Origin of the sequence: Streptomyces sp. NPDC048506 (assembly GCF_040651315.1) — a bacterium.
Taxonomy (GTDB): Bacteria; Actinomycetota; Actinomycetes; order Streptomycetales; family Streptomycetaceae; genus Streptomyces.
This window is the reverse complement of the sequence record NZ_JBEZIX010000018.1, coordinates 23,695-47,188: the sequence shown is the minus strand read 5'-3', so window position 1 is coordinate 47,188 and position 23,494 is coordinate 23,695. Positions and strand designations below refer to the sequence as shown.

Genomic DNA, 23,494 nt, shown 5'->3' with positions numbered 1-23,494 from the left:
CGGACGCCGCCGCGCCCGCAACCGGGTCGGGGCCCGCCGCTACTCCTGGCCGGCCCGCCGGCACGCCTCGGCGGCGACGACCGCGGGTACGTACTCCTGTCGCAGCTGGAAGTAGCACATGCGGAAGTTCTCCGGGCCGCCCTCCTCGCCGCTGCGGCAGGCCTGTTCGACCAGCTCCGGATCCGCGCCGGGGTGCTGCTCGAGGACGTGGTAGAAGCAGCCCAGAGGGGAGGCGTCGGCGGCTGGGGCGGCGGCCACCACCCCGCCGAGGACGAGGGCGAGACCGGTGACGGCGGCGGCGAGGCGCGGGATGAGGCGCATGGGGACGGTGGTTCCTTCCGTGTGACGACACCGAGCGGATCACTCGGCGTGTTTGATCCGTCACGGAAAGTACCCACGGCGTGGGCGGTGACGCGGCGGGAGTGGGGCGCGGCGAGGGAACAGCGGGGGTGTGAAGCGCACGTCGGCGCGGGGGCGCGCCCCGGTGCCCGCCGGCGTGCGGCGTCCCGGCCGCCCGCCTCGCGATCAGCGCAGCCGCAGGAACCGGATCGGTGTGCCCGGTGTCGCCTGCGCCGCCCGGGCCAGGTGGCGCTCGGGGACGACGCCGACGACCGGGTAGCCGCCGGTCGTGGGGTGGTCGTGCAGGAACAGCACCGGCAGGCCGTCGGGCGGGACCTGGAGGGCGCCCAACGGCATCCCCTCGCTGGGGAGTTCGCCGGAGCGGGCGCGCTCCAGCGGGGGGCCCTCGGTGCGCAGTCCGATCCGGTTGCTCGCCGGGGAGACCCGGAACCGGCCGGTGGCCAAGGTGCGCAGTCCGGCGTCGGTGAACCAGTCGTCGCGGGGGCCGGGGAGGAACGGCAGAAGCAGCTCGGCCACCGGACCGGCGTGCGGGACGGCGTCGGCGCCGGCCGGCGTGCCGCGGGGGGTGCCCAGGGGCAGGACCGCGCCGTCGGCGAGCGGCTCGGGCCCCAGGCCGGAGAGCAGATCCGTGGCCCGGCTGCCGAGGACCTCTTCGGCGTCGATGCCGCCGGCGAAGGCGAGGTGGCAGCGCACGCCGTGGGTGGCCGTCCCCACGTCCAGGACGGCGCCCGCCGGGACGTGCACCGCGGCGCCCCAGGCGGCGGGGCGGCCGTCGACGGTCACCGGGCACGGGGCGCCGGTGACGGCGACGGTGGTGGCCCTGCGGAGGCGTACCGCGCAGCCGGTCAGCGTCGTTTCCAGGGCGGCCGCCGACTCGGGGTTGCCGACCAGGCGGTTGGCGAGGCGGTGGGCGGGCTCGTCCAGGGCGCCGGCGCGCGGCACACCGAGGTGGGCGTGGCCGGGTCGGCCGAGGTCCTGCACGGTGGTGAGCGCCCCGGCCCGGACGACCGAGAAGGCGCGGTCGGTCATCGGGTGGTCTCCACGGGGACGAAGCGGACCCGGGTGCCGGGGGAGAGCAGGGCCGCGGGCTCGCGGCGCGGGTCCCACAGCACGGTGTCGGTGGTGCCGATCAGCTGCCAGCCGCCGGGGGAGGAGCGCGGGTAGACGCCGGTGTACGGGCCGGCCAGCGCGACCGAGCCGACCGGGACCTTTGTGCGCGGTGTGGCCCGGCGCGGGACGTGCAGCGGTTCCGGCAGGCCCGTCAGGTAGCCGAAGCCGGGGGCGAAGCCGCAGAAGGCGACGCGGAACGCGGTGCCGGAGTGCAGGCGGACCACCTCGTCGGTGGTGGTGTCCCACAGCGCGGCGACCTCGGCCAGGTCGGGGCCGTCGTAGCGGACCGGTATCTCGACGGTGGGCCGGTCGCCGGCGGTGAGCGGCGGCACGTCCCAGGTGGCCAGCTCGGCGATCAGACCGCGCGGGTCGGCCAGCCCGTCGAGGAAGACGGTGCGGGCGGCCGGCACGATCTCTCCCCGGGGCGCGGTCCGGGCGGGGGTCCCGCCGGTCGCCGCGGGCGGGCCTCCCGCCCACCGCAGGTCGCCGGCGGCGGCCCGGCGGAGCAACTCGGCGTGCAGCGCCTCGACCTGCTCGGCGCTGTCCAGTTCGATCAGCAGCCCGTGTTCGCCGACCGGCAGCGGCCTCATACGAAGCTCCGTACGCGCACACCGGCCGCGGTCAGCTCGGCCCGTACCCGCCGGGCGAGGTCCGCGGCGCCCGGGGTGTCGCCGTGCAGGCACAGCGAGCGGGCGGTGATCCCGACCGGCCGGCCCTCGCGCGAGGTGACGGTCCGCTCGCGGGCGATGCCGATGGTGCGCTTGACGACCTCGTCCGGGTCGTGGATCACCGCACCGGGCTCGCGGCGCGGCACGAGGGTGCCCTCGGCGGTGTAGGCGCGGTCGGCGAACGCCTCGCCGACGACGGGCAGTCGGGCCCGCCGCGCGGCCTCGTGCAGCCGGGAGCCGGGCAGGCCGAGCACCGGCAGACCACCGCCCGCGGCGCGGATGCCCTCGATGACGGCGCCGGCCTGCTCCTCGTCGTGCACACAACGGTTGTAGAGGGCGCCGTGCGGTTTGACGTAGCCGACCCGGCTGCCGGCCGCGCGGGCGAACACCTCCAGCGCGCCGATCTGGTACGTGATCTCGTCGGCCAGTTCGTCCGGCGGTACGTCCATCGCGCGGCGCCCGAAGCCGGCCAGGTCCCGGTAGGAGACCTGGGCGCCGATCACCACGCCGCGCTCGGCGGCCAGTGCGCACACCCGGCGCATGGTGGCCGGATCGCCGGCGTGGAAGCCGCAGGCGACGTTGGCGCTGGTGACGACGGACAGCAGGGCCTCGTCGTCGGTGAGCTGCCAGCGGCCGAAGCCTTCGCCGAGGTCGGCGTTGAGGTCGATGACGGGCGTGATGACGGGGGGTTCGGGAAGGTCCTCGGGGTCCACCGCGTCGGTCATGTCTGTCCGTTCCAGAGGTGTTCGGTGCCGGTCGGGCGGGCCGCCGTGCGCACGGCGGGGCGGCCCGGGGGCGGGCGCTCCGGCCGGCCCGTATCCGTAGTGACTCTCCCCCGAGGGCACTCGGGCCGGCCGGCGGTCAGGACAACGTAGAGGATTGTTCAACGATCCGACAAGGGGTGTGCGGCGCCCGTTAGGGACTCCGTTGTCTTGTCCCCCCAGCTGGTATTGACTTTCGCCCGGAGAAGACCCGGACGGCCCCGGCCGCCGGGCACGGCGCGAGAGCGGGGAGCGGTATGGCGGGCGGAGTGGCGAAGAACGACCAGGGGCGGCTCTCCGAGGTCGCGGGGCTGGAACGGGACCGCGCGCTGCTGGGGCGCGCCAGCACGGCCGAGCGGGTCGCCGACATCCTGCGCGACCGGATCACCGAGGGCTACTTCCCGCCCGGCGCCCGGCTCTCCGAGGAGAGCATCGGCGGCGCCCTGGGCGTCTCGCGCAACACCCTGCGGGAGGCGTTCCGGCTGCTCACGCACGAGCGGCTGCTGGTGCACGAGCTCAACCGCGGGGTGTTCGTCCGGGTGGTGACCGTCGAGGACCTGGACGACATCTACCGGGTGCGCCAGCTCGTGGAGTGCGCGGCGGTCCGCGGGTTGGGCAAGGGGCCCTACGGCGCCCGTGCGCGCCAGGCCATCGCGGCGATCGAGGCCGCCGTGCAGGCCGGTGAGGCCGCCTCCGACGAACGGGAGTGGCAGGACCTGTCGACCGCCAACATCCGCTTCCACCAAGGGGTCGTGGCCCTGGCGGACAGTCCGCGCACGGACGAGCTGATGCGCGGCGTGCTGGCCGAGCTCCGGCTGGTCTTCCATGTCATGGCCGACCCGCGGCGCTTCCACGCCCCCTACCTCACCCGCAACCGCCAGATCCTGGAGGCGTTGCAGGCGGGCGACGCCGCCGAGGCCGAACGCCTGCTGCACGCCTACCTGGAGGACTCCCGGGTGCAGTTGTCCGGGGCGTACGCCCGGCGCATCGCGGAGGAGTGAGCAGGCGGCAGGAGAGGGAGACGGGGAAGAGCACGGTTTTGGGGTTGGTCTCCGCAGACCCCTTGTCGGATCGTTGAACAATCACTTAGCCTCCGCTGCAATCTCTTCGTCCCTCTCCAAGGACCCTCGGGTCCCGTACGCGGAAGGCGGATCCATGATCGTGCTCCTCGGCGTGCTCGTGGTCGTCATCGGCTTCGCCACGAAACGCAATCCCCTGCTGGTCGTGGGGGTGGCGGGCATCGCCACCGGTCTTCTGGGCGGATTGTCACCGGGCAGGGTGCTCGCGGCCTTCGGCGAGGGCTTCGCCGGCAGCCGGGCGGTGACGATCTTCGCGATCACCCTGCCGGTCATCGGCCTCCTGGAGCGCTACGGCCTCAAGGAGCGGGCCCGCAGCCTCATCGCCCGGTTCGCCAAGCTGACCACCGGACGCTTCCTCGCGCTCTACCTTGGCCTGCGGCAGATCGGCGCCGCTGTCGGGCTGACCAATGTGTTCGGGCACGCCCAGACCGTCCGTCCGCTCGCCGTCCCGATGGCCGAGGGTGCCGCGGAGCGCGCGTACGGACACCTCCCGGCCCGGACGAAGGAGAGGATCAGGTCGTTCGCCGCGAGCGCGGACAACGTCGGGTTGTTCTTCGGGGAGGACGTCTTCCTCGCCGTCGGGTCGATCCTGCTGATCACCGGGTTCGTGAACACCACCTACGGCACCCACCTCGAACCGCTGCACCTCGCGCTGTGGGCGATCCCCACCGCCGTGTGCGCCTTCGTGGTCCACGGCTGGCGGCTGCTGCGCCTGGACCGCCGGCTGGAGCGCGAACTGCTCGCCGCCAACGTCCCGTCCGACGCCGCAGTGGAGGCAGCACAGTGATCAAGGCAGAGTGGTTCTACTGGCTGGTCGGGCTGAGCTTCCTGGTGATGGCCTCCCAGATGGTCACCGACCGCAGCAACCCCAAGCGGTACGGCACCGGCGCCTTCTGGGGCCTGATCGGCGCCGGCTTCGTCTACAGCAGTTGGGTCGTCACCAAGCAGGCGCCGGCCGAGCCGCTGGGCGTCGCCGTCCTGGTCATGGCCTGCCTGGCCGGCTTCGGCTTCACCGGACGGGGCACCCCGCGCACCACCACCCCCGAGGAGCGCACCGCCAGCGCCGCTCGGCTCGGCAACAAGCTGTTCGTCCCCGCGCTCACCATCCCGGTCGTCGCCATGGCCTGCGCCATCGGCGTCAAGCACCTCTCGATCGGGGGCGAACCGGTCCTCCAGGAGGGCAGCGAGACCATCCTCGGCCTCGGGATCGGCGCCGTCGTCGCCCTCGTCGTCGGCATGGTCATGCTGCGCGAGAAGCGGATCTCGGTGCCGGTGCAGTCCGGCCGCTCCATGCTGGAGGCGATGGGCTGGGCGATGCTGCTGCCGCAGATGCTGGCCACACTGGGCGCCATCTTCCAGGTCTCCGGCGTCGGCGACCAGGTCGGCAAGCTCGCCACCGCGGTCCTGCCCAAGGACTCGCTCTACGTCGCCGTCGTCGTCTACTGCGTGGGCATGTTCGCCTTCACCGTCATCATGGGCAACGCCTTCGCCGCCTTCCCCGTGATGACCGCCGCCGTCGGCTGGCCCGTGCTGATCGGGCACTTCGACGGCAACCCCGCCGCCGTCCTGGCCATCGGCATGCTCGCCGGATTCTGCGGCACGCTCGTCACGCCCATGGCCGCCAACTTCAACCTCGTTCCGGCCGCCCTCCTGGAGCTCAAGGACCAGTACGGGCCCATCAAGGCGCAGCTGCCCACCGCGGGGGTGCTGCTCGGCTGCAACATCGTGATCATGGCGCTGTTCGCGTTCTGAACCGCCGTCGGCCCCGCAGGAACCGCGCGCTTTCGGCGCACTTTCGCGGCACGGCGCCCCCGGCCCCGTACGCTCCGCGCACCGCACCACGATCCGCACCGTGATCCGCACCAAGGATGGCCGTATGACCCGGGTACTGCTGACCGGATTCGCCCCCTTCGACGGTGAATCCACCAACCCCTCCTGGCAGGCGGTACGCGCCGTCGCGGCCGAACCGCCCGCCGGCATCGAGGTCTCCGCCGTCGAGCTGCCCTGCGTCTACGGAGCCTCGATCGCGGTGCTGCGCGCCGCGATCGAGGAGGCCCGTCCCGGGGTCGTCGTCTGCGTCGGCCAGGCGGGCGGCCGTCCGGACATCACCGTGGAACGCGTCGCCATCAATGTCGACGACGCCCGAATACCCGACACCACGGGCGCCGAACCGATCGACGAGCCGGTCGTGCCCGGCGGCCCCGCCGCGTACTTCTCCACCCTCCCGATCAAGGCCTGCGTGGCGGCGGTACGCGCCGCCGGGCTGCCCGCCTCCGTCTCCAACACCGCCGGCACCTTCGTCTGCAACCACGTCTTCTACGGCCTCGCCCACCTCATCGCGACCGAACTCCCCGACATCCGCGGCGGGTTCGTGCACGTTCCCTACGCGCCCGAGCAGGTCACCGACCGGTCCCAGCCGTCGCTACCGGTCGCCGCGGTGACCCGGGCGCTGGCGGAGATCGCCGTCACCGCGGCACACACCCGTACCGACCTCCGCGCGGCCGGCGGGGCCACCCATTGAGCGACCACGACCGGGACGCGCGGGCCGGCGGACCCGCCGACCACCGGCTCGCCACCTCCGCGGCCCTCGCGCCGGACGGGCCGCCGGCACACGACGGGACCTGGCGGCCGGCCGCCGCAGGCCACGCCGTAGACTGACGCACCGGCCGACGCGTCGTCCGGCGGCCGCCCGTCAACGGGCCCACCAGCCGTTCCACCCATGAGCGGATCCGCGCCGTTTCGTCCGTTGTCAGTGCGACCGCCTACTCTGTGCGACGTGACTCTTCCCGCCCCGGGGCCCGCTGCGCCCCAGCTCAACGGGGGTAACCGCCCCGCGCCGGGCCCGGCCGCCGACGAAGGCCTGGCCCGCCGGCTGCGCGCCCTCGCGTGCACCGCGCCGCTGCACGACCTCGACGTGCGCAAGGCCAACCTCGCGGGCGAGTACGGCGTCTACGCCATGGCCGAGGTGGCGCTCGCCGTCATCGATCTCGTCACCCTCAACATGGACTTCGACACCGGCGCCGACCACGAGGAGATAGTGGCGAAGGTGCTCCCCCGGGTGGCCGCCCAGACCCCCGGCCGTCCCCCGGGCGAGCACGAGCGGGTCGCCCGCTGGGTGCTGGAGAATCTGATCAACGTCGGCAGCGTCGACCGCGGCTTCCGCGCCGTCTACGGCACCTTCACCACCGACGGCGAGTACGTCCGCCGCGACTACGACTTCAAGCTCATCGAGGAGGTCCCCGGCGCCGGCGGCAGCGTGTACCTCCGCGCCACCGACGAGGCGGTCAACGTCCTGGTCGGCGCGCTCGACACGGACGTCACCAGCGCCCAGATCGCCGCCGAGGTCAAGCTGGAGGTGCTGATCAGCCGCGGCCGGCTGGCCGACGCCCAGCTCGCCGCCGAGCAGGCCCGCTACCGCACCGTCCAGTACGCCGAGACGCTGCGCCGCACCCTGGACGCCACCCGGCGCAACGTCCGGGCGGTCGACTGGCTGGAGACCGTCCCGAACATGATCAGTGAGGCGCTCGACCACGTCGCGGACCGCTACCGCCACGAGAACGCCATCCTCACCAACATCCGCAAGGCGCGCGACGAGACCGAGGAGCCCGAGCACAAGCGCCGCGCCGCCGAGCTCGTCGACATCGTCAAGGACTGCATCCGCCGCCACACCCAGCTCCAGTCCCGGCTGCTGGAGGCCGGCCCGCTGTTCCGCGCCGAACAGGACCGGCAGGCCTTCGCCGCCCCCGTCGCCCGCTCCGGCCTCGACCTGTACGGCCAGCTCGTCGCGCCCGTGCTGCCGCTCCCCGCCGAGCAGGCCATCCGCGTCACCGACGCCTTCTTCGCCAAGGGCACGGGCCTGCGCACCCCGTCGGCGGTCCGCGTCGGCGACCTCGTCGAGATGCTGCTCACCCCGCCCGTGGAGCGCGAGCACCTCGGCGCCGAGATGCCCGAGCCCGACCTCGTCGCCACGCCCGACGACAGCCGCTTCAGCGAGGCGCAGCTGGACGCCGCGATGGCGCTGCTCGACCTGCCCGCCGACGCGCCCCGCCGACTCTCCGGCCTGCTCGCCGAGGCCCGCCGCAGCGACCCCGAACTCCCCTACCTCGTCGCCCTGTTGGCGGTGCACGCGGCCAGTCCGCCGGTCGGCACGGCCTACCGCCAGGGCGAGCAGCAGCTGCTCTTCGCCGTCGACGACGGCACCGAGCTGATAGACCCCGAGTTCGGCGGCGCCGACCTCATCGTCGGCACGGCCCTGCTGGACGCCGCGGGGATGGCCGCCGACCGCTCGGAGGCGGCGTGATGCCCCGCGCCCACGGCCGGCCGCGGATACCCGGCACCCCGCCGACCCCCGGCGGGCCGCAGCCGTCACCCGGCGCCGGCCGCCGCCGACCCGTGCCGCCCGGCCGCCGGACCGCGCACCGGCAAGAGAACCCCCCGACCGTCCCCCGCAAGGAGCCCGTCCCGTGACCCAGTACGACGCCGACGAGGTGCCGCAGCCGGACCTGGCGTCCGGTACCGGCGAACCGGGCTGGGGCGCGCCCACCGCCGATGCCGAGCCGGCCGCGGCGGCGCCCTCGCCCCTCACCCCGGCCGACGCCGCCGACGCCGCGCGGCTGGTCTCCTTCGGGCTCCAACCCAAGCTGCTGCCCGCCCGCGACGCCGAGTACGGCGAACTGCTGCGCCGCTATCGCGACGAGCCCGCCTTCGCCCGGCTCGCCGACGCCGTCGCCACCGGCCTCGGCCTGGTCGTCCTGGAGGTCTCCACCCGCGCCGGGATGGCCGTCACGGCCGCCGAGGACTCCGTCTTCGCCGTGCGGATGGGCGACTACGCCCGCCGCGCCTCCGCCGACTCCGCCGACCGCTTCCTGCACGGCCTGGCACACCTGGCGGTGGCCGCGCTGGCCTTCCCGCGCCCCGAGGACCTCGCCGACGACGGGTACATCGGCCGGATCACCGTCAACGGCGTGGACGCCTTCGTCCGGCAGGCCTGTCGCCGCCTGGAGGAGCGCGCCGAGCAGGACGGCGAGAACACCGACCCGGTCAGCGACGCCCCCGGCCTGGAGTCCGCCTGGCGGATCTACGCGCGGCGCAGCGCGACCGGCGCCACCAAGGACGCCCGGCGGCTGGCCGGTTCGACCACCGGCATCATCGCCAAGGCCGTCACCTTCCTCGTCGACTCCGGCTTCCTCCAGCGCACCGGCGACGACGCCGGCGGCGCCTACCGCACCACCGCCCGCTACCAACTCCAGGTCCGCGACATGGCCGGCACCGCCGCCATGGCCGAACTCCTCGACCTGGGCATCGTCCCCGTCGCCGACGGCAGCGGCTCGCTCCTCCCGGGCGAGGACACCGACGACCTCGACCTGGTCGCGGACGCCGGCCTGCCGTTCCACTCGGGCTGACCGCCGCCCCACCGACCGCACGACCACCGCCTCCCCGCCACGACAACGAGAGTCCGCCATGTACGAGCTGTCCCGGGTCCGCCTCTACTCCATCGGGCCGGCCGGTGCGCGCTACGCCGACACCGTGCTGGACCTGCGGGGAGTCGGTGCACCCGTGCCCCAACCGGCACCGGCGCAGGCGGACTTCTTCGAGGACGAACCGGTCGGACCGCCGCGCCGCCCCGCGCCCGCCGGCGTGCTCTTCCTGGAGAACGGCGGCGGCAAGTCGGTGCTGCTCAAGCTGATCTTCTCGGTGATGCTGCCCGGCCACCGCAACACCCTCGGCGGCGCCAGCTCCGGCGTGCTGCGCAAGTTCCTGCTCGCCGACGACTGCGGTCACGTCGCCCTGGAGTGGCAGCACGTCCTCACCGGCGAGACCGTGGTCGTGGGCAAGGTCAGCGAGTGGCGCGGCCGGCAGGTCTCCAACGACCCCAGGAAGTTCGCCGAGGCCTGGTACAGCTTCCGGCCCGGGCCCGGTATGAGCCTGGACTCGCTGCCCGTCGCCGAGGCCACCGTCGTCCGCCCCCGCCAGGAGGGCGAGGGCACCTCGGGCGCCCAGGGCCGCCGCCGCACGATGAAGGGCTTCCGCGACGTCCTCACCGAGGCCGGGAAGAACTACCCCAACCTGGACGTCGTCTGGGAGGAGATCCACGAGCGGTGGAACGAGCACCTCGGTGAGCTGGGCCTGGACCCGGAACTCTTCCGCTACCAGCGGGAGATGAACGCGGACGAGGGCGAGGCGGCCGGCCTGTTCGCGGTGAAGAACGACTCCGACTTCACCGATCTGCTGCTGCGCGCCGTCACGGACACCCGGGACACCGACGGCCTCGCCGACCTCGTCCACGGCTTCGCCCACAAACTCGGCCGGCGCGCCGAGCTCACCGCTGAGCGGGACTTCACCGCCGGCTCCCTCGACATGCTCTCCCGCATCGGCGAGGCCGCCGAACACCGCGGGCGGGCGCGTGAGGTGCACGCCGGTGCCGAGCGCCGCACCCGCGGCCTGGCCCAGCGGCTGCACGCCCGCGGCACCGAGGAGCGCGGCCGCGCCGCCGAGCTGGCCGAGCAGGTCGCCGGCGCCGCCCACCGCGTCACCGACGCCGAGCGTGTCCGCGAGCGCCGCGCCCTGGTCTCCGCCGAACTCGCCTACCGGCACGCCTCGCTGGCGCTGGCCGCCGCCGAGAAGGGCGCCGCCGCCCAGCGCCGCGAGCTGAACGACGCACGGACGCTGCACAGCGCCTGGCAGGCCGCGGAGACCGCGCTGCGGCACCGCGCCGCCGCCGACCGCTCCGCGCGGGTCGCCGCCGCCATCCGCGAGGCCGAACGGGACGCCGCCCCGGCGCTCGCCGCCCGCGCCACCGCCGCCGCCGACCTGGTCCGCGCCCTGCACGCGGCCGCCGAGGCCGGTGAGCGGATCGCCAACGAGGGGGAGGAGCGTTCCGTCGCCCTCCAGGAGGCCGGTGAGTCCGCGCACCGCGACGCCACCTCGGCCGCCACCCACGCCCAGCGCGCCCGGAGTGAGGCCGACCACCTCAAGCAGCGGCTCACCGAGGTCGCCGAGGAGACCGCCGAGGCCGTCCGGGCCGGCTGGCTGGACGACAGCGCACCGGACGCCGATCCGGCCCGTGCCGCGCTCGCCGCCTCGGACGCCGAGAAGGCCGCCGTCGAGTCCTGGGACGCGGCCCGTGAGACGGCGCGGCAGGCCACCGACCGGGCCCGCGAGGCGACCGCCCGGCACTCCGCCGCCGAACTGACCGCGGCCCGCGCCGAGGACGCCGCGCAGGCCGCCGGGCGGGCGTACGACGCCGAGCGGCGGGCCGCCGAGTCGATCGGCGCCGAGCAGCGGCTCACCGAACTCCTCGGACTCCCGCAGTCCGGACCGCGGCCGGCGGGTGTGCCCGGCCCCCGTACGGAGACCGCCGGCGCGGACCGGAGCGTCCCGCGGCGCCCCGGCGGCGCGGGCCCGCTGACCGCCGAGGAGTTGGACCGCAGCGCCGATGCGTTGCGGGAGCTGCTGGAGGACGGCGTCGCCGCCGCCGAGCGGCAGCTGTTCGACCTGCGGACGGCCGCCGCGGACGACGCCCGGATCCTGGGCGCGCTGGGCGACGGCGGTCTGCTGCCGCCCGGCCCGGACGTGCTGGCCGCGGTCGAGTACCTGGGGGAGCACGGCGTCCCGGCGCTGCCCGGCTGGCGCTACCTCGCCCAGTCCGTCGACCCCGCGGACCACGCACGGGTACTCGCCGCCCGCCCCGAGCTCGTCGACGGTGTGATCATCACCGACCCGGACACCCACGCCCGGGCCCGCGAGGTGCTCGCCCAGGCAGCGCTGCTGCCGCGCTCCGCGGTCGCCGTCGGCACCGCCGCCGCGCTGCTGGCCCCCACCCCGGCCCCCGACGAGCGGGACTCCGACGTCTTTCTCGTCCCGCCGAACCCGGCGATGCACGACGAGTCGGCCGCCGACGAGGAGCGGCAGGCGCTGCGGGCCCGCGCGATAGAGCGCGACGAGGAGATCCGCGCGCTGGCCGCCCGGCTCGCCGGGGACCGTGCGCTGGCCGCCCGGCTCGGTTCGTGGCGCGCCGGCTGCCCGGCCGGCCGGCTCGTGGAGCTGGCCGCCGCCGCGGAGGAGACCCGGACGGCCGCGGACGAGGCCGCCGCCGAGCTCGCCGAGGCCCGTGCCGCCCGTGCCGAGGCCGAGGAGCTCGCGGCCGAGGCGACCGGGGTGCGCGACGAACGGCAGGACGCCGCGCAGCGCGCCCGGCGCGCCGCCGACCTGCTGGCGGGCCTCGCCCACCGGCTGCGCGAGCGCGCCTCCTGGCAGTCCCGGATGCGGGAACTCGCCGATGAGGCGGCCGAGTTCGAGGCCCGCGCGGAGGAGTGCGTGGACCGCGCCCGGGCCGCCGACGAGGACCGCCGCGCCGCCCAGCGGGCCGCCGACGACGCCCGGCGCACGGCCCGCGCGCTGCGTGCCGAGCGCGCCGAGATCGCCGGGGTGCCGGACGACCTCGGGGACGCGTCGGAGGCCGCGAACGCCTCGCTGCCGGCGCTGCGCGAGGCCTACCGCGCGGCCTCCCAGCTCTACGAGAAGGTCGGCGTCGGCGCCGATCTGCGTGCCGAACAGGCCCGTGCCGAGGGCGACGAGTCGGCCGCCCTGGCCGAGCTGAACCGCCTCACCAACAAGGTCCGCACCCGGGCGGAGGCGCTGCTGGAGAGCCCGGACGCCGCCGACGGCCCGTCCCGGCAGGCCGCCGCGGCCCGCGCCGAATCGTTGGTGCAGATGCTGGAGAGCCGCGCCTCGGCCGCCAGCGAGCAGCTCGGCCGGCTGCGCGGCGAGGCCGAGCGCCTCGCCCCCACGGACGGCGAGGCCCACACCGAGCTGCCCGAGGAGCTGGTGCCGGCGGACGCCGACGGGGCCAAGGGGCTGCTGCGCGCCGCGTCGGGCGAACTGGCCACCGCCACCGATGCGTTGGCGAGCGCCCGGGAGCGCCACGAGGAGCTGCTGCGCGCCCATCGCGCGGCCGAGGACGCGGCCGGCGGCTTCGACGAGACCGCCGCGCTGCTGCGCGATCTGCTCCGCGACCACCAGGACACCGAGGGCGGGGCCGAGACGCCGATCGAGCCGTACGCCGGCTCCCTCGCCGAGGCCCGGCAGGCCGCGGCCGAGTCCCGCCGCTCGCTGCGCGGCTGCGCGGCCGACCTGTCCGCCGCCGAGGCCGCGGTCCGCGAGGCCGCCGACGTCCTCGTACGGCACGCCAACGCCACCCGCTACGAGCAGGTCCGTACGCCGGCCCGGCAGCAGATCCGCGAGCTGCCGGCGGCGGCGCTGCCGGACCACGCCGCCAAGTGGGCGGAGGCCTTCGCGCCCCGACTGCGGGTGCTCACCGACGAGTTGGCGCAGCTGGAGCGCAACCGCGACTCGATCGTCGACCGGCTCCGCGGCCTGGTCGAGTCGTCGCTGACCACGCTGCGCTCGGCCCAGCGGCTGTCCCGGCTGCCCGAGGGGCTGGGGGAGTGGTCCGGCCAGGAGTTCCTGCGGATCCGCTTCGAGGACCCCGACCAGGCCACGCTCGCCGAGCGGCTGGGCGAGGTCATCGACGAGGCGACCCGCTCGGCGGTCAAGAAGAACAGCGATCTGCGGCGGGACGGGATGTCCCTGCTGCTGCGCGGGGTGCACGCCGCCCTCCAGCCGCGCGGGGTGGCCGTGGAGATCCTCAAGCCGGACGCGGTGCTGCGCGCCGAGCGGGTGCCGGTCGGGCAGATGGGCGACGTCTTCTCCGGCGGCCAGCTGCTGACCGCGGCCATCGCGCTGTACTGCACGATGGCCGCGCTGCGCAGCAACGACCGGGGCCGGGACAAGCAGCGGCACGCCGGCACGCTGTTCCTCGACAACCCCATCGGCCGGGCCAACGCCACCTACCTGCTGGAGCTGCAACGGGCGGTGGCCGATGCGCTGGGCGTCCAGCTGCTCTACACCACCGGCCTGTTCGACACCACCGCGCTCGCAGAGTTCCCGCTGGTCATCCGGCTGCGCAATGACGCGGACCTGCGGGCCGGCCTGAAGTACATCAGCGTCGAGGAGCACCTGCGACCGGGCCTGCCGCAGCAGGACCCGGGCGGGGAGGCGGTGCACGGCGAGATCACCGCGACCCGGATGTTCCGCCGTCCGGAAGAGCCCGCCCCCGAAGCGCGTCCGGACGGGCCCGCCCCCGGGGAGCGGGTGGACGTCGGGTGACCGGGGCCGCGGTGGGACGTCACGGCCGGGCAGGCAGGTGCCGTACCGGCCGGACTTCGGGCGGAGCGGGACTTCCGCCACCGCTTCAGGCCGGGTAGCCCATCCGGCGGGAGAGTTCGAGCGCGGCCTTCACCGAGCGCTCGGCGAGTTCGGGGAGCAGTGCGCGGTCCATCCGGTAGGCCGGCCCCGAGACCCCGATCGCGCCGATCACCGCGCCGTCGTGCGCCCGCACCGGCGCCGCCACGGCGTTCAGCCCGATCTCCAACTCCTCGCTGGTGCAGGCGAATCCGTCCTCCAGCGCGGCGCTCAGCTGGGTGCGCAGGTCGGCCGCCGTGGTCAGGGTGTGCTCGGTGAACCGCGCCAGCTTGCGGGTCACCAGCCGCTCCCGGCGCTGCTGCGGCAGGTGCGCCAGCAGGACCTTCCCGCTGGCGGTGGCGTGCAGCGGGGTGCGCCGGCCCAGCCAGTTGTACGCGGTGACCGCGGCGGCGCCCCGGGCCTGCATGATGTTGACCGCGGCGTCGCCGTCCAGGAGCGCGATGTTGGCGGTCTCCCCGGTGTCATCGGCGAGCGCGCGGCACACCGGCTGGCCCTCCTGCGAGATGTCCAGCCGGACCGCCGCGGCGCCGGCCAGCCGTAGCACCCCGGCGCCCAGGTAGTACTTCCCGCGCTCCTTCTCCTGTTCCACCAGACCGCGCTTCTCCAGCACTCCCAGGATCCGGAAGGCGGTGGACTTGTGGACGCCCAGCTCCTCGGCGATCTCGGTCACCCCGGCCTCGCGCAGCTTGGCCAGGATCTCCAGTACGCTCACCGCACGGTCCACGGACTGGACGGATGCCACCGCGCCGCGTCGCTCCTCGGACCGCTCGTCCGCCGTACCGCTCATGTTCGACATGGGTCTTTCCGTCACCGTCCGGTGGCCCCCGACGGGTGCGCGGTCGGGCACCTGCCGGGGCCCTTGACGGTCCGCACTCCGCCTTGGATTCTGTTGCGCATCGCGCTCCGTGATGCGTTATTCAGAACACATGATACCGATCGGCGCGAGGCGGACCAGAGGCTTCCCCTCTGCCGCATCGAGGACCTGCCCGAGGGCGAGTCCGTACGCACGGGGTCGGCGTCCTGGACGGAGCGATCCCTGTGCGGCCCGCGGTACGGGAAGAGGCGGTGGCGTGGCCCACCGCCCCGTCACCGGGTCGCGGCCCGTCGGGCCCGTCGCCGTTCGCGGCGCAACTGCCGTGCCGTGCTGCTCGGTTGCGAGTGGACCCCGTGGCGCTGCACCCAGACCTGGCGGGTCACCCAGACGTCGAGCACCGCCCAGGTGGCGACCACGGTGCTGGCGACCGTGCTGAGCACCGCCGGGAAGGCGAGCCAGGAGCCGGCCAGGGTGCTGAGGAACGCCACCATGGCCTGAATCAGTGTGAGCGCCACGATGATGACCGCGCGCACCGCGGCCGTGCGCACCGCATCGGGCATCCTGGGCCGGGCCGTCGGCTCCTCCTGCCACAACGGCGGCCGTCCGGTGTCCATGAACGTGTCACACTCCCCGTACTCTCCAGAGTGTCCGACTCCGGGGGTGCTGCACCGGTTTCGCCGGTTGCATTCCCTGGGTGTCGTCCACCGTCCCCCTCCATGGTCACGCACCGAAGCGGCAGGGGTTCATCCGGGGGAGAGGGAAACCGGCCAACCGACCGGGGTGTGCGCCCGCCCCGCTGCCGGGGCGGCGCTCGGGCTCGTACATACGGGCGGGTTTTCCGGGTATCAACGGACAACGTATGACGATCCCGCACCGGGTCCTTCCCCGACGTCACGAGAGGCCTTCGGGTTGGTCACCCGGCAGTAGTAGGCTCGCGCCGTTTATTGACGGAACACCACCCCCGTGCGCCGGGGTTGACGTAGGGGAGGCCATGCGCTTTCGCGGGAAGTCGGTCCGCCGGAAGATCGTGGCGTTGCTGCTCGTACCGCTGGTGTCCCTGACGTCCATGTGGGCGTTCACGACCTATATCACCGGGCGTGAGGCCAACCAGCTGCTGGACGTCGGCAACGTCGTGCAGAACCTGGGCTATCCGGTCGAGGACGTCATCCAGGCCCTCCAGCGCGAGCGCCGCCAGAGCCTCCTCTACCTGGCCGACCGGCGCGGCGCGGACGCGCTCGGCGAACTCCGCAGCCGGACCCGGGCCACCGACGAGGCCGTCACCCGGCTGCGCGCGGACGCCGACACCCGGGACGTCCGCGAGGACCTGACCGGCGAGGCCGGCGACCGGCTGGACGGCGTCCTCAAGGGCCTGGCCACGCTCACCTCGCTGCGCGCCCAGGTCGAGGACAACACCGTCAGCCGCGACGAGGCCATGGAGGACTACAACTCCCTGGTCGACCCCGGCTACGACTTCCTGTCCGCGCTCCACACCCTGGAGAACGTGGACATGGACAAGCAGGGGCGCGCGCTGGTCAACGTCACCCGCGCCCGCGAGGCGGTGGCCCGCGAGGACGCGCTGATGTCCGCGGTGCTGGCCTCCGGCAGTATGAGCAAGCGCGATCTGCGCGCACTCTCCGACCGGGTCGCCGAGCGCCGGGTCCTCTACGGCACCGGCCTCCCCGTCCTGCCCGCCAAGGACCGCGGTCTCTACGAGGACTACTGGCGATCCGCCGAGGCCCGTGAACTGACCTCGTACGAGGACCGGGTGATCACCGCCGGTGCGCAGGCCGGACCGCGGGTGATCAACGCCGAGCGCTGGAACTCGGCCGCGGGCAAGGTGCTCGGGGACCTCGAACGGATGGGCAAGGACGCCGGCGACCGCTACCAGGAACGGGTGGCACCGGTCGCGACGCGCATCCTGCTCAAGGCCGCGGTCGCCGGTGTGCTCGGCTTCGTCGCGCTGCTGGTCTCGATCATCGTGTCGTTCCGCATCGGCCGCCGCCACGTCCGGGACCTGACCCGGCTCCGCAAGACCGCCCACGAGGTCTCCGGCGTACGGCTGCCGAGCGTGATGCGCCGGCTCGCGGCCGGCGAGCAGGTCGACGTGGAGACCGAGGCGCCCCGCCTCGAATTCGGCCCGGACGAGACCGGCCAGGTCGGCCAGGCGCTCAACACCCTCCAGCGGGCCGCCATCGAGGCCGCCGTCAAGCAGGCGGACATGCGCCGCGGGGTCTCCGAGGTGTTCGTCAACCTCGCCCGGCGCAACCAGGTCCTGCTGCACCGCCAGCTGACGCTCCTGGACGCGATGGAGCGGCGCACCGAGGACACCGACGAACTCGCCGACCTCTTCCGGCTCGACCACCTCACCACCCGGATGCGGCGGCACGCCGAGGGCCTGGTCATCCTCTCCGGCGCGGCCCCCTCCCGGCAGTGGCGCAACCCGGTCCAGCTGATGGACGTGGTGCGCGCCGCGGTCGCCGAGGTCGAGGACTACGAGCGGATCGAGGTGCGCCGGCTGCCCCGGCTCGCGGTGGACGGCTCCGCGGTCTCGGACCTCACGCACCTGGTAGCCGAACTCCTGGAGAACGCCACCGTCTTCTCGCCGCCGCACACCTCCGTCCAGGTGCTCGGCGAGCGGGTCGCCAACGGCTACACCCTGGAGATCCACGACCGCGGCCTGGGCATGGCGCCCGACCTGCTGCTGGAGGCCAACCTCCGGCTCGCCGAGACCCCCGAGTTCGAGCTCTCCGACACCGACCGGCTCGGCCTGTTCGTGGTCAGCCGGCTCGCCCAGCGGCAGCACGTACGGGTCTCCCTCCAGCCCTCGCCGTACGGCGGTACCACCGCCGTGGTCTTCGTCCCGGGCGAGATCCTCACCGAGACCCCGGACGCCGGCCGGGACGACGGGCCGGCCGTGGACGCGCTCTCCGGCGGCCCGGCCGGCAACGAACTGGAGCACGCGGCGGGCAAGCTGGCGGCGCTCGCCCATGCGCCGGAGCCGCTCCCGCGGCGGCGTACACCGAGCATCATCGACGGCCCGGTGGAGCTCGAACCGCCGCTGGGGCCGGACGGGTCGGAGCGGCACGAGGACGAGGGCGACGGCCTGTTCGGGGGCCGGGAGCGGGAGCGCGGCAGGGACCGCGGACGCGAGCGCCGCGGCCCGGGTGCGCCGCCGTCCCGGCCGGGCCCCGCACCGCGCGGGATCGCCGCGGTGCCGCCGGTTCCCGACGGCGAGCAGCACCAGCAGTCCCGGGACCAGGCGCCCGGAGGCACCCCCACCCGAGCGACGGCCGGGGAAGGGCTGGCGCCGCTGCCGCGCCGCCCCCGCCCGCCGGTGCTGGTCTCCGACCACGGCCGGACGGTCGACGGCCGGGACGGCGGTGCGGCGGACCGGCAGCCGCCCGCCGAGCCGTCCACCGAGCAGCCCGCCACCACAGGCGCCGGCGACGCGGCCCCGCCCCGGGACGCACCACCGGCCACCACGCCGACGGGGCTGCCCCGCCGGGTCCGGCAGGCCAGCCTGGCGCCGCAGCTCAAGTCGGAGGACGGCGAGCAGCCCGCGGGGGAGGGGCGGACCGTACCGCCCGCGGACGACCGGGACGCGGAGGCGGTCCGCGCCCGGATGAGCTCGCTCCAGCGCGGCTGGCAGCGCGGCCGCCGCGACAACGGCGACGACCCGCGGGGGACCGCGGCGCCGACCGACGAGGACGCGACGGGCGGGCGACCCGCCGCCGCGGACACCACACGCCCGGATGCCCGCGACACGGCCAGCCACAACGGCGACGCCACGGGCACCCAAGCACCACCAGGAACCACATCGGGAGGCGACGGTCCATGACCGCACCGAAGTCAGCAGCTTCCACCGCATCGGTCTCGGAGAGGGGATCCGGTGAGCTGAACTGGCTCCTGGACGAGTTGGTCGACCGGGTCGGCTCGATCCGCAAGGCGCTCGTCCTGTCGAGCGACGGTCTGGCCACCGGCGCCTCGAAGGACCTCACCCGCGAGGACGGCGAGCACCTGGCCGCGGTCGCGTCCGGCTTCCACAGCCTGGCCAAGGGCGTCGGCCGGCACTTCGACGCCGGGCAGGTCCGTCAGACCATGGTCGAGCTGGACGAGGCGTTCCTGTTCGTCAGCGCGGCCGGCGACGGCAGCTGCCTGGCCGTACTGGCCGACGCGGACTCCGACGTCGGGCTGGTCGCCTACGAGATGACCCTGCTGGTCAAGCGCGTGGGCGCACACCTGGGCACCGCGCCCCGGTCCGGCCTGTCCACCTGAGCGCGACGACGACCATGAGCGACCAGGACGGCCGGGCGGCGCGCGACCGAAAGGCGGCCCGCTGGTACGACGACGAGGCGGGTCCCGTCGTCCGGCCGTACGCCATGACCCGCGGGCGTACCCGTACGGCCGCGGAGGGGCGTCTCGACCTGATCGCGCAGGTGATCGCCGAGAGCCGCACACCGGAGGCGATCGAGGACCAGACGCTGGCGCCCGAGCACGTCGAGATCGTCGAGCGGTGCCGGCGGTCGCCGCTGTCGGTCGCCGAGCTGGCGGCCGAGCTGGACCTGCCGGTCGGCGTCGTACGGGTGCTGATCGGCGATCTGCTCGACGCGGACCTGGTCCGGGTCAGCCGGCCGGTGCCACCGGCCGAGCTGCCCGACGAGCAGGTGCTGCGCGAGGTGATCGACGGTCTGCGCGCTCTGTGACCCGCGCGGGGGCCGGTGCGGCGGATCATCCGCCGCACCGGCCCCCGCGGCGTGTCGCCCTGGCCCTGGCCTTGGCCCAGGGCCGTCAGCCGTCGTCGTCGGTCTTCCTCCGGCGCGGCGGCGGCCACTGCTCCGCGGGCGTACCCGCCTCCAGCTGGCTGACCGCATCCGTGAGCTGGGCGACGACCCGCTCGATCTCCCGGTGGGTGGTGCGCCGCTCGGTGATGACCGCGGCGAGCAGCAGCGCGGTCAGCGAGGTGATCCCGTTGAACGCCTGAAGGGTGACCATGTTGGTGAACAGGTCGTGATGGGCGAACGGCCCCGCCCGCTCGGCCGCCGCCACGATCGCGATCGTCGAGACCAGCAGCGCGCACGGCGCCGCCCCGGCCCGCTCGAAGCGGAACGCGGCCCAGATCAGGCACGGCGAGACGAGGAAGAGCAGGTTCATCGAGCTGCTCACGGCCAGCTCCGTGACGACGGCCGTACAGACCGCGAGCAGCGCCGCCTCCGCACATCTCGCGGGGCGGACACGGGCGTTCCGTGGCCGGTGGAGGGTGCTCAGGAGCAGCAGCACCGGCGTGATCACCAGCACGCCCATCGCATCGCCGGTCCACCACACCGCCCAGGTCGGCCAGAAGTCCGCGGCGGGCAGCGCCCCGGAGAGCACCAGGACCCCGCTGCCGGCGGTCGAGCTGACCAGCATCCCGGTCAGCGCGCCGAGGCACACCAGTGCCACGGCGTCCCGCAACCGGTCCAGCTCCGTTCGGAACCCCACCCGGCCCAGCAACCGGTAGGACAGCAGCGGCCCCACGGTGTTGCCCGCGACGATCGCCAGGACCACCAGCAGCGACGGCCCCAAGGACACGTTGACCAGGAAGGCGCCGAGGGCGATCCCCGGCCACACCCGCATGCCGAACAGCAGCAGCGCGGTGAGGGCGATACCGGTCGGCGGCCAGAGCGGGGTGACCTGGCCGCGGACCAGTTCCTGGAGGAGGCCGAGCCGGGCGCCGCCGTAGTAGGCCCCGGCGACCACCAGGACCAGCACGACCGTGCTGCCCTTTCGCCTCAGCCACGCGTTCTGCGCCACTCCGGCCTCCGTTCGCCGCCGCGGAATGCGCCTACGTGTAGGGGCCGCCGTTGTGGCGGATCACCAGGACGGCCGCGTCGTCGCTGTGCCCGGTCAGATCGGCCACCCCGATCACCTCGGCGGCCAGGTCGTCGGCGTCCGCGTCGTACGCCGCGCCGACCAGTTCGGCCACCCGGCACAACCCCTGCTCGATCGGGTAGGTCGGCCCCTCCACCACCCCGTCGGTGATCAGCACGAACGCTCCCACCCGGTTCAGCCGGCGCCGGGTGACCGGGTACCGCTGGCCGGGGAAGATCCCCAGCGGCAGGCCGCCCGGGTCCTGGAGCACCTCCACGCCGTCGGCCGTGCCCCAGACCGCCGGCACATGGCCGGCCCGGGAGTCGGTCAGCTCGCCGGTCTCCGGTTCGAAGCGGAGGAAGGTGCAGGTCGTCAGGAGGTCGGAGCTCATGGACAGCAGCAGGTTGTTGGCTCGGCCCAGGACGTCGCCGGGGTCGGTGGTGGCGCCCGCGACGGCGCGCAGGCCGGTACGGACCTGGCCCATGAAGGCGGCCGCCTCCACGTCGTGGCCCTGGACGTCACCGATGGCGAAGCCAAGCGAGCCGTCCGGCAGCAGGAAGGAGTCGTACCAGTCGCCGCCAATGTCCAGCCCGGTCTGCGCCGGTACGTAACGCGCCGCGGTCTGAAGTCCCGGCAGGCCGGGGAGATCGGGCGGAAGCATGTGCCGTTGCAGTTCGACGGCGAGGGCCACCCGCGCCTGCTGCAACTTGATCCGTTCCATGACCCGGCCGGTGAGCTGGCCGAGGAGATGCAGCAGCTCCTCGGACGGTGGGCCGGCGGTGGTGCGGTGTCGGTTCATTCAGCACCCCGCTCCAGATGGCCGATTCCGGTGGGGGAATGCGCCGCTGAATTCTCACATTACGCCCGGTACGACGCCCGTCCCGGCTTCGTTGAGCAATGCTCAATATCGCGCTAGGCTCTATTGAGCAACAGTCAACAGGAGGAGAAGCGCAGCCATGGCCACCGATGCGAACGCCACCCCCTTCGACCGCCTGGAGATCCAGGTCGGACCGCACACCTACGACGCCCTGGCCTCGGGACCCGCCGACGGGGACGTCGTCCTGCTGCTGCACGGCTGGCCCGAGTTCGCCGACTCCTGGAGCGGTGTGCTTCCCGCCCTGGGAGCGGCCGGTTACCGCGCCGTCGCGGTCGACCAGCGCGGCTACTCCCCGGGCGCCCGCCCGCCCCGGATCGCCGACTACGCCGTCCCCGAACTCGTCGCGGACGCCCTCGCCTTCGCCGACTCCCAGGGCGCCGGCCGCTTCCACGTGGTCTCCCACGACTGGGGCGGGATGGTCGCCTGGGCGCTGGCCGGCGCCCACCCCGAGCGGCTGAAGTCCCTGACGGTGCTGGCCACTCCGCACCCGGACGCGCTCAACCGCGCCGCCGCCGAGGACGCCGTCCAGTACCACCGCCTCGACTACGTCCGGCTCTTCCGGCAGGGCGACGGCGTGGCGGAGGCCGCCCTGCTCGCCGACGGTGCGGCCCGGCTGCGCGCCGCATACGGCGGCAAGGTCCCCGACGCACTGGTCGAGGCCAATGTCCGCCGGCTCTCGGAACCGGGCGCGCTGACCGCCACCCTGAACTGGTACCGCGCCCCCGAGTCCATCATCTCGGTACCCGCCGGGCGGATCACCGTCCCCACCCTCTTCCTGTGGGGCAGCGAGGACGTCGCCCTCGGGCGCGGCGCGGCCGAGTCGACGGGGGAGTGGGTGGACGGCCCGTACCGCTTCGAGGCCCTGGAGGGCGTCAGCCACTGGCTCCCCGAAGAGGTCCCCGACCTCGTCACGCCCGCCATCCTCGACCACCTGCGCAGCCACGCCTGACCCCCGGCGCCGGGGCCGGCCGCGCGGGTCCCGGCCCGCCACCCGCCCGTAAACTGCGCACATGCCCGGCAAGCGAGCCACCCGACTAACCCCCGACCAGCGCAGGGAGCAGCTGGTCCAGATCGGCCTGGAGATGCTCGCCGACCGTTCGCTGGACGAACTGTCCACCGACGAGGTGGCCCGCCGGGCCGGGATCTCGCGCGGGCTGCTCTTCCACTACTTCGACTCCAAGCGCGACTTCTACCGCGCGGTGGTCCGCGCCGCCTGCGACCGCTTCACCGCCGCCACGGAACCGGACGGATCGCTGGAACCGGTCGCCTGGATGCGGGCGTTCATCACCGGTTTCGTGGCGTACGTCCTGGAGCACCGGCGGGTCTACCTCGCCCTGGTGCGGGGCGCGGCCGGCAGCCACCCCGCGGTCGGCGACATCGTCGGCGAGGCCCGCGAGACCCTCGCCCGTCGACTGCGCGACGGCCAGCGCCGGCTCGGCATGCCCGACGCCCCGCGTCTGGAGCCGGCCTCCCGCGCCTGGATGGCCTTCGCCGAAGAGGCCGTCATCTCCTGGCCGCTGGACGAGGACGACGACGCCGCCCGCGACGAACTCTGCGCCTTCATCGAGGCCAGCTTCGTCAGCCTGCTCGGCCTCCTCGACCGGCCGAGGGCCCTCGCACCGCGCTGAGGGGGCGTCCGGCCACCTGTGGCCCAAGCGTGATGCATCTCAAGTGGGCGCCGTGCTGAGCACGTTGTACGGTTCCCTTGCACCTGC

The 23,494-nt window shown here is 74.5% G+C and carries 21 protein-coding genes; 13 read left to right on the top strand and 8 right to left on the bottom strand.

Annotation, left to right across the window (positions count from 1 at the left end):
* Nucleotides 1-39: 39 nt before the first annotated feature.
* The 4 genes from AB0C96_RS16835 to AB0C96_RS16820 form a co-directional block, all read right to left on the bottom strand.
* Complete coding sequence (locus AB0C96_RS16835) at nucleotides 40-321, bottom strand: hypothetical protein (RefSeq protein ID WP_362918062.1); 282 nt, start codon at nucleotides 319-321, stop codon at nucleotides 40-42.
* Nucleotides 322-525: 204 nt separating this feature from the next.
* Nucleotides 526-1,389, bottom strand: a complete 864-nt coding sequence (locus AB0C96_RS16830; RefSeq protein ID WP_362918060.1) for a biotin-dependent carboxyltransferase family protein — start codon at nucleotides 1,387-1,389, stop codon at nucleotides 526-528.
* Nucleotides 1,386-2,060: a 5-oxoprolinase subunit PxpB gene (gene pxpB / locus AB0C96_RS16825; protein WP_362918058.1), complete on the bottom strand. Its 675-nt coding sequence runs from the start codon at nucleotides 2,058-2,060 to the stop codon at nucleotides 1,386-1,388. The genes AB0C96_RS16830 and pxpB overlap by 4 nt, the downstream gene beginning before the upstream one ends.
* Nucleotides 2,057-2,863 carry a 5-oxoprolinase subunit PxpA gene (locus tag AB0C96_RS16820; RefSeq protein WP_362918056.1) on the bottom strand — a complete coding sequence of 269 codons (807 nt, stop codon included), beginning with the start codon at nucleotides 2,861-2,863 and terminating at the stop codon, nucleotides 2,057-2,059. Before AB0C96_RS16820 ends, pxpB begins: the two co-directional genes overlap by 4 nt.
* A gap of 293 nt (nucleotides 2,864-3,156) precedes the next feature.
* Here AB0C96_RS16820 and AB0C96_RS16815 point away from each other — a divergent pair, with 293 nt between their 5' ends.
* From AB0C96_RS16815 to AB0C96_RS16780, 8 genes are all read left to right on the top strand, one after another.
* The gene (locus AB0C96_RS16815; protein ID WP_362918054.1) at nucleotides 3,157-3,900 is read left to right on the top strand and encodes a GntR family transcriptional regulator; all 744 of its coding nucleotides are present in this window, start codon (nucleotides 3,157-3,159) and stop codon (nucleotides 3,898-3,900) included.
* 154 nt (nucleotides 3,901-4,054) lie between these two features.
* Nucleotides 4,055-4,765, top strand: coding sequence for a DUF969 domain-containing protein (locus tag AB0C96_RS16810; protein ID WP_362918052.1), 711 nt, complete (start codon nucleotides 4,055-4,057; stop codon nucleotides 4,763-4,765).
* Nucleotides 4,762-5,730, top strand: a complete 969-nt coding sequence (locus AB0C96_RS16805) for a DUF979 domain-containing protein (RefSeq protein WP_362918050.1) — start codon at nucleotides 4,762-4,764, stop codon at nucleotides 5,728-5,730. Before AB0C96_RS16810 ends, AB0C96_RS16805 begins: the two co-directional genes overlap by 4 nt.
* A gap of 124 nt (nucleotides 5,731-5,854) precedes the next feature.
* A complete protein-coding gene (gene pcp / locus AB0C96_RS16800; protein WP_362918048.1) occupies nucleotides 5,855-6,499 on the top strand; it encodes a pyroglutamyl-peptidase I in 645 nt (214 codons plus the stop codon).
* Nucleotides 6,496-6,636, top strand: a complete 141-nt coding sequence (locus AB0C96_RS16795) for a hypothetical protein (RefSeq protein WP_362918046.1) — start codon at nucleotides 6,496-6,498, stop codon at nucleotides 6,634-6,636. The genes pcp and AB0C96_RS16795 overlap by 4 nt, the downstream gene beginning before the upstream one ends.
* Nucleotides 6,637-6,754: 118 nt before the next feature.
* Entirely contained in the window at nucleotides 6,755-8,278 is a 1,524-nt protein-coding gene (locus tag AB0C96_RS16790; RefSeq protein ID WP_362918044.1) for a hypothetical protein, read from the top strand.
* Nucleotides 8,279-8,480: 202 nt separating this feature from the next.
* Nucleotides 8,481-9,380, top strand: a complete 900-nt coding sequence (locus tag AB0C96_RS16785; RefSeq protein WP_362918264.1) for a hypothetical protein — start codon at nucleotides 8,481-8,483, stop codon at nucleotides 9,378-9,380.
* Nucleotides 9,381-9,438: 58 nt separating this feature from the next.
* A complete protein-coding gene (locus tag AB0C96_RS16780; RefSeq protein WP_362918042.1) occupies nucleotides 9,439-14,145 on the top strand; it encodes a hypothetical protein in 4,707 nt (1,568 codons plus the stop codon).
* Between the two features lie 85 nt (nucleotides 14,146-14,230).
* On the opposite strand, the gene AB0C96_RS16775 is transcribed toward AB0C96_RS16780, so the two are convergent.
* Complete coding sequence (locus AB0C96_RS16775) at nucleotides 14,231-15,028, bottom strand: IclR family transcriptional regulator (protein WP_362918262.1); 798 nt, start codon at nucleotides 15,026-15,028, stop codon at nucleotides 14,231-14,233.
* Between the two features lie 299 nt (nucleotides 15,029-15,327).
* Complete coding sequence (locus AB0C96_RS16770) at nucleotides 15,328-15,669, bottom strand: hypothetical protein (protein ID WP_362918040.1); 342 nt, start codon at nucleotides 15,667-15,669, stop codon at nucleotides 15,328-15,330.
* 377 nt (nucleotides 15,670-16,046) lie between these two features.
* On the opposite strand from AB0C96_RS16770, the gene AB0C96_RS16765 reads away from it, so the two are divergent.
* Genes AB0C96_RS16765 through AB0C96_RS16755 form a run of 3 tightly spaced genes read left to right on the top strand, consistent with a single transcriptional unit; the run spans nucleotide 16,047 to nucleotide 19,758 of the window.
* Nucleotides 16,047-18,893 carry a nitrate- and nitrite sensing domain-containing protein gene (locus AB0C96_RS16765; protein WP_362918038.1) on the top strand — a complete coding sequence of 949 codons (2,847 nt, stop codon included), beginning with the start codon at nucleotides 16,047-16,049 and terminating at the stop codon, nucleotides 18,891-18,893.
* Nucleotides 18,890-19,330, top strand: a complete 441-nt coding sequence (locus AB0C96_RS16760; RefSeq protein ID WP_362918036.1) for a roadblock/LC7 domain-containing protein — start codon at nucleotides 18,890-18,892, stop codon at nucleotides 19,328-19,330. Before AB0C96_RS16765 ends, AB0C96_RS16760 begins: the two co-directional genes overlap by 4 nt.
* A 14-nt stretch (nucleotides 19,331-19,344) precedes the next feature.
* Nucleotides 19,345-19,758, top strand: coding sequence for a DUF742 domain-containing protein (locus tag AB0C96_RS16755; protein ID WP_362918034.1), 414 nt, complete (start codon nucleotides 19,345-19,347; stop codon nucleotides 19,756-19,758).
* A gap of 85 nt (nucleotides 19,759-19,843) precedes the next feature.
* Here the strand turns inward: AB0C96_RS16755 and AB0C96_RS16750 are convergent, their stop codons facing one another.
* Together AB0C96_RS16750 and AB0C96_RS16745 are read right to left on the bottom strand one after the other, a co-directional pair.
* Nucleotides 19,844-20,845 carry an MASE1 domain-containing protein gene (locus tag AB0C96_RS16750; RefSeq protein ID WP_362918032.1) on the bottom strand — a complete coding sequence of 334 codons (1,002 nt, stop codon included), beginning with the start codon at nucleotides 20,843-20,845 and terminating at the stop codon, nucleotides 19,844-19,846.
* A 31-nt stretch (nucleotides 20,846-20,876) separates the two neighbouring features.
* A complete protein-coding gene (locus AB0C96_RS16745; protein ID WP_362918030.1) occupies nucleotides 20,877-21,701 on the bottom strand; it encodes a PP2C family protein-serine/threonine phosphatase in 825 nt (274 codons plus the stop codon).
* Nucleotides 21,702-21,858: 157 nt separating this feature from the next.
* Here AB0C96_RS16745 and AB0C96_RS16740 point away from each other — a divergent pair, with 157 nt between their 5' ends.
* Together AB0C96_RS16740 and AB0C96_RS16735 are read left to right on the top strand one after the other, a co-directional pair.
* Nucleotides 21,859-22,728 carry an alpha/beta hydrolase gene (locus AB0C96_RS16740; protein ID WP_362918028.1) on the top strand — a complete coding sequence of 290 codons (870 nt, stop codon included), beginning with the start codon at nucleotides 21,859-21,861 and terminating at the stop codon, nucleotides 22,726-22,728.
* A gap of 61 nt (nucleotides 22,729-22,789) precedes the next feature.
* A complete protein-coding gene (locus tag AB0C96_RS16735; protein WP_362918026.1) occupies nucleotides 22,790-23,407 on the top strand; it encodes a TetR/AcrR family transcriptional regulator in 618 nt (205 codons plus the stop codon).
* Nucleotides 23,408-23,494: the final 87 nt, after the last annotated feature.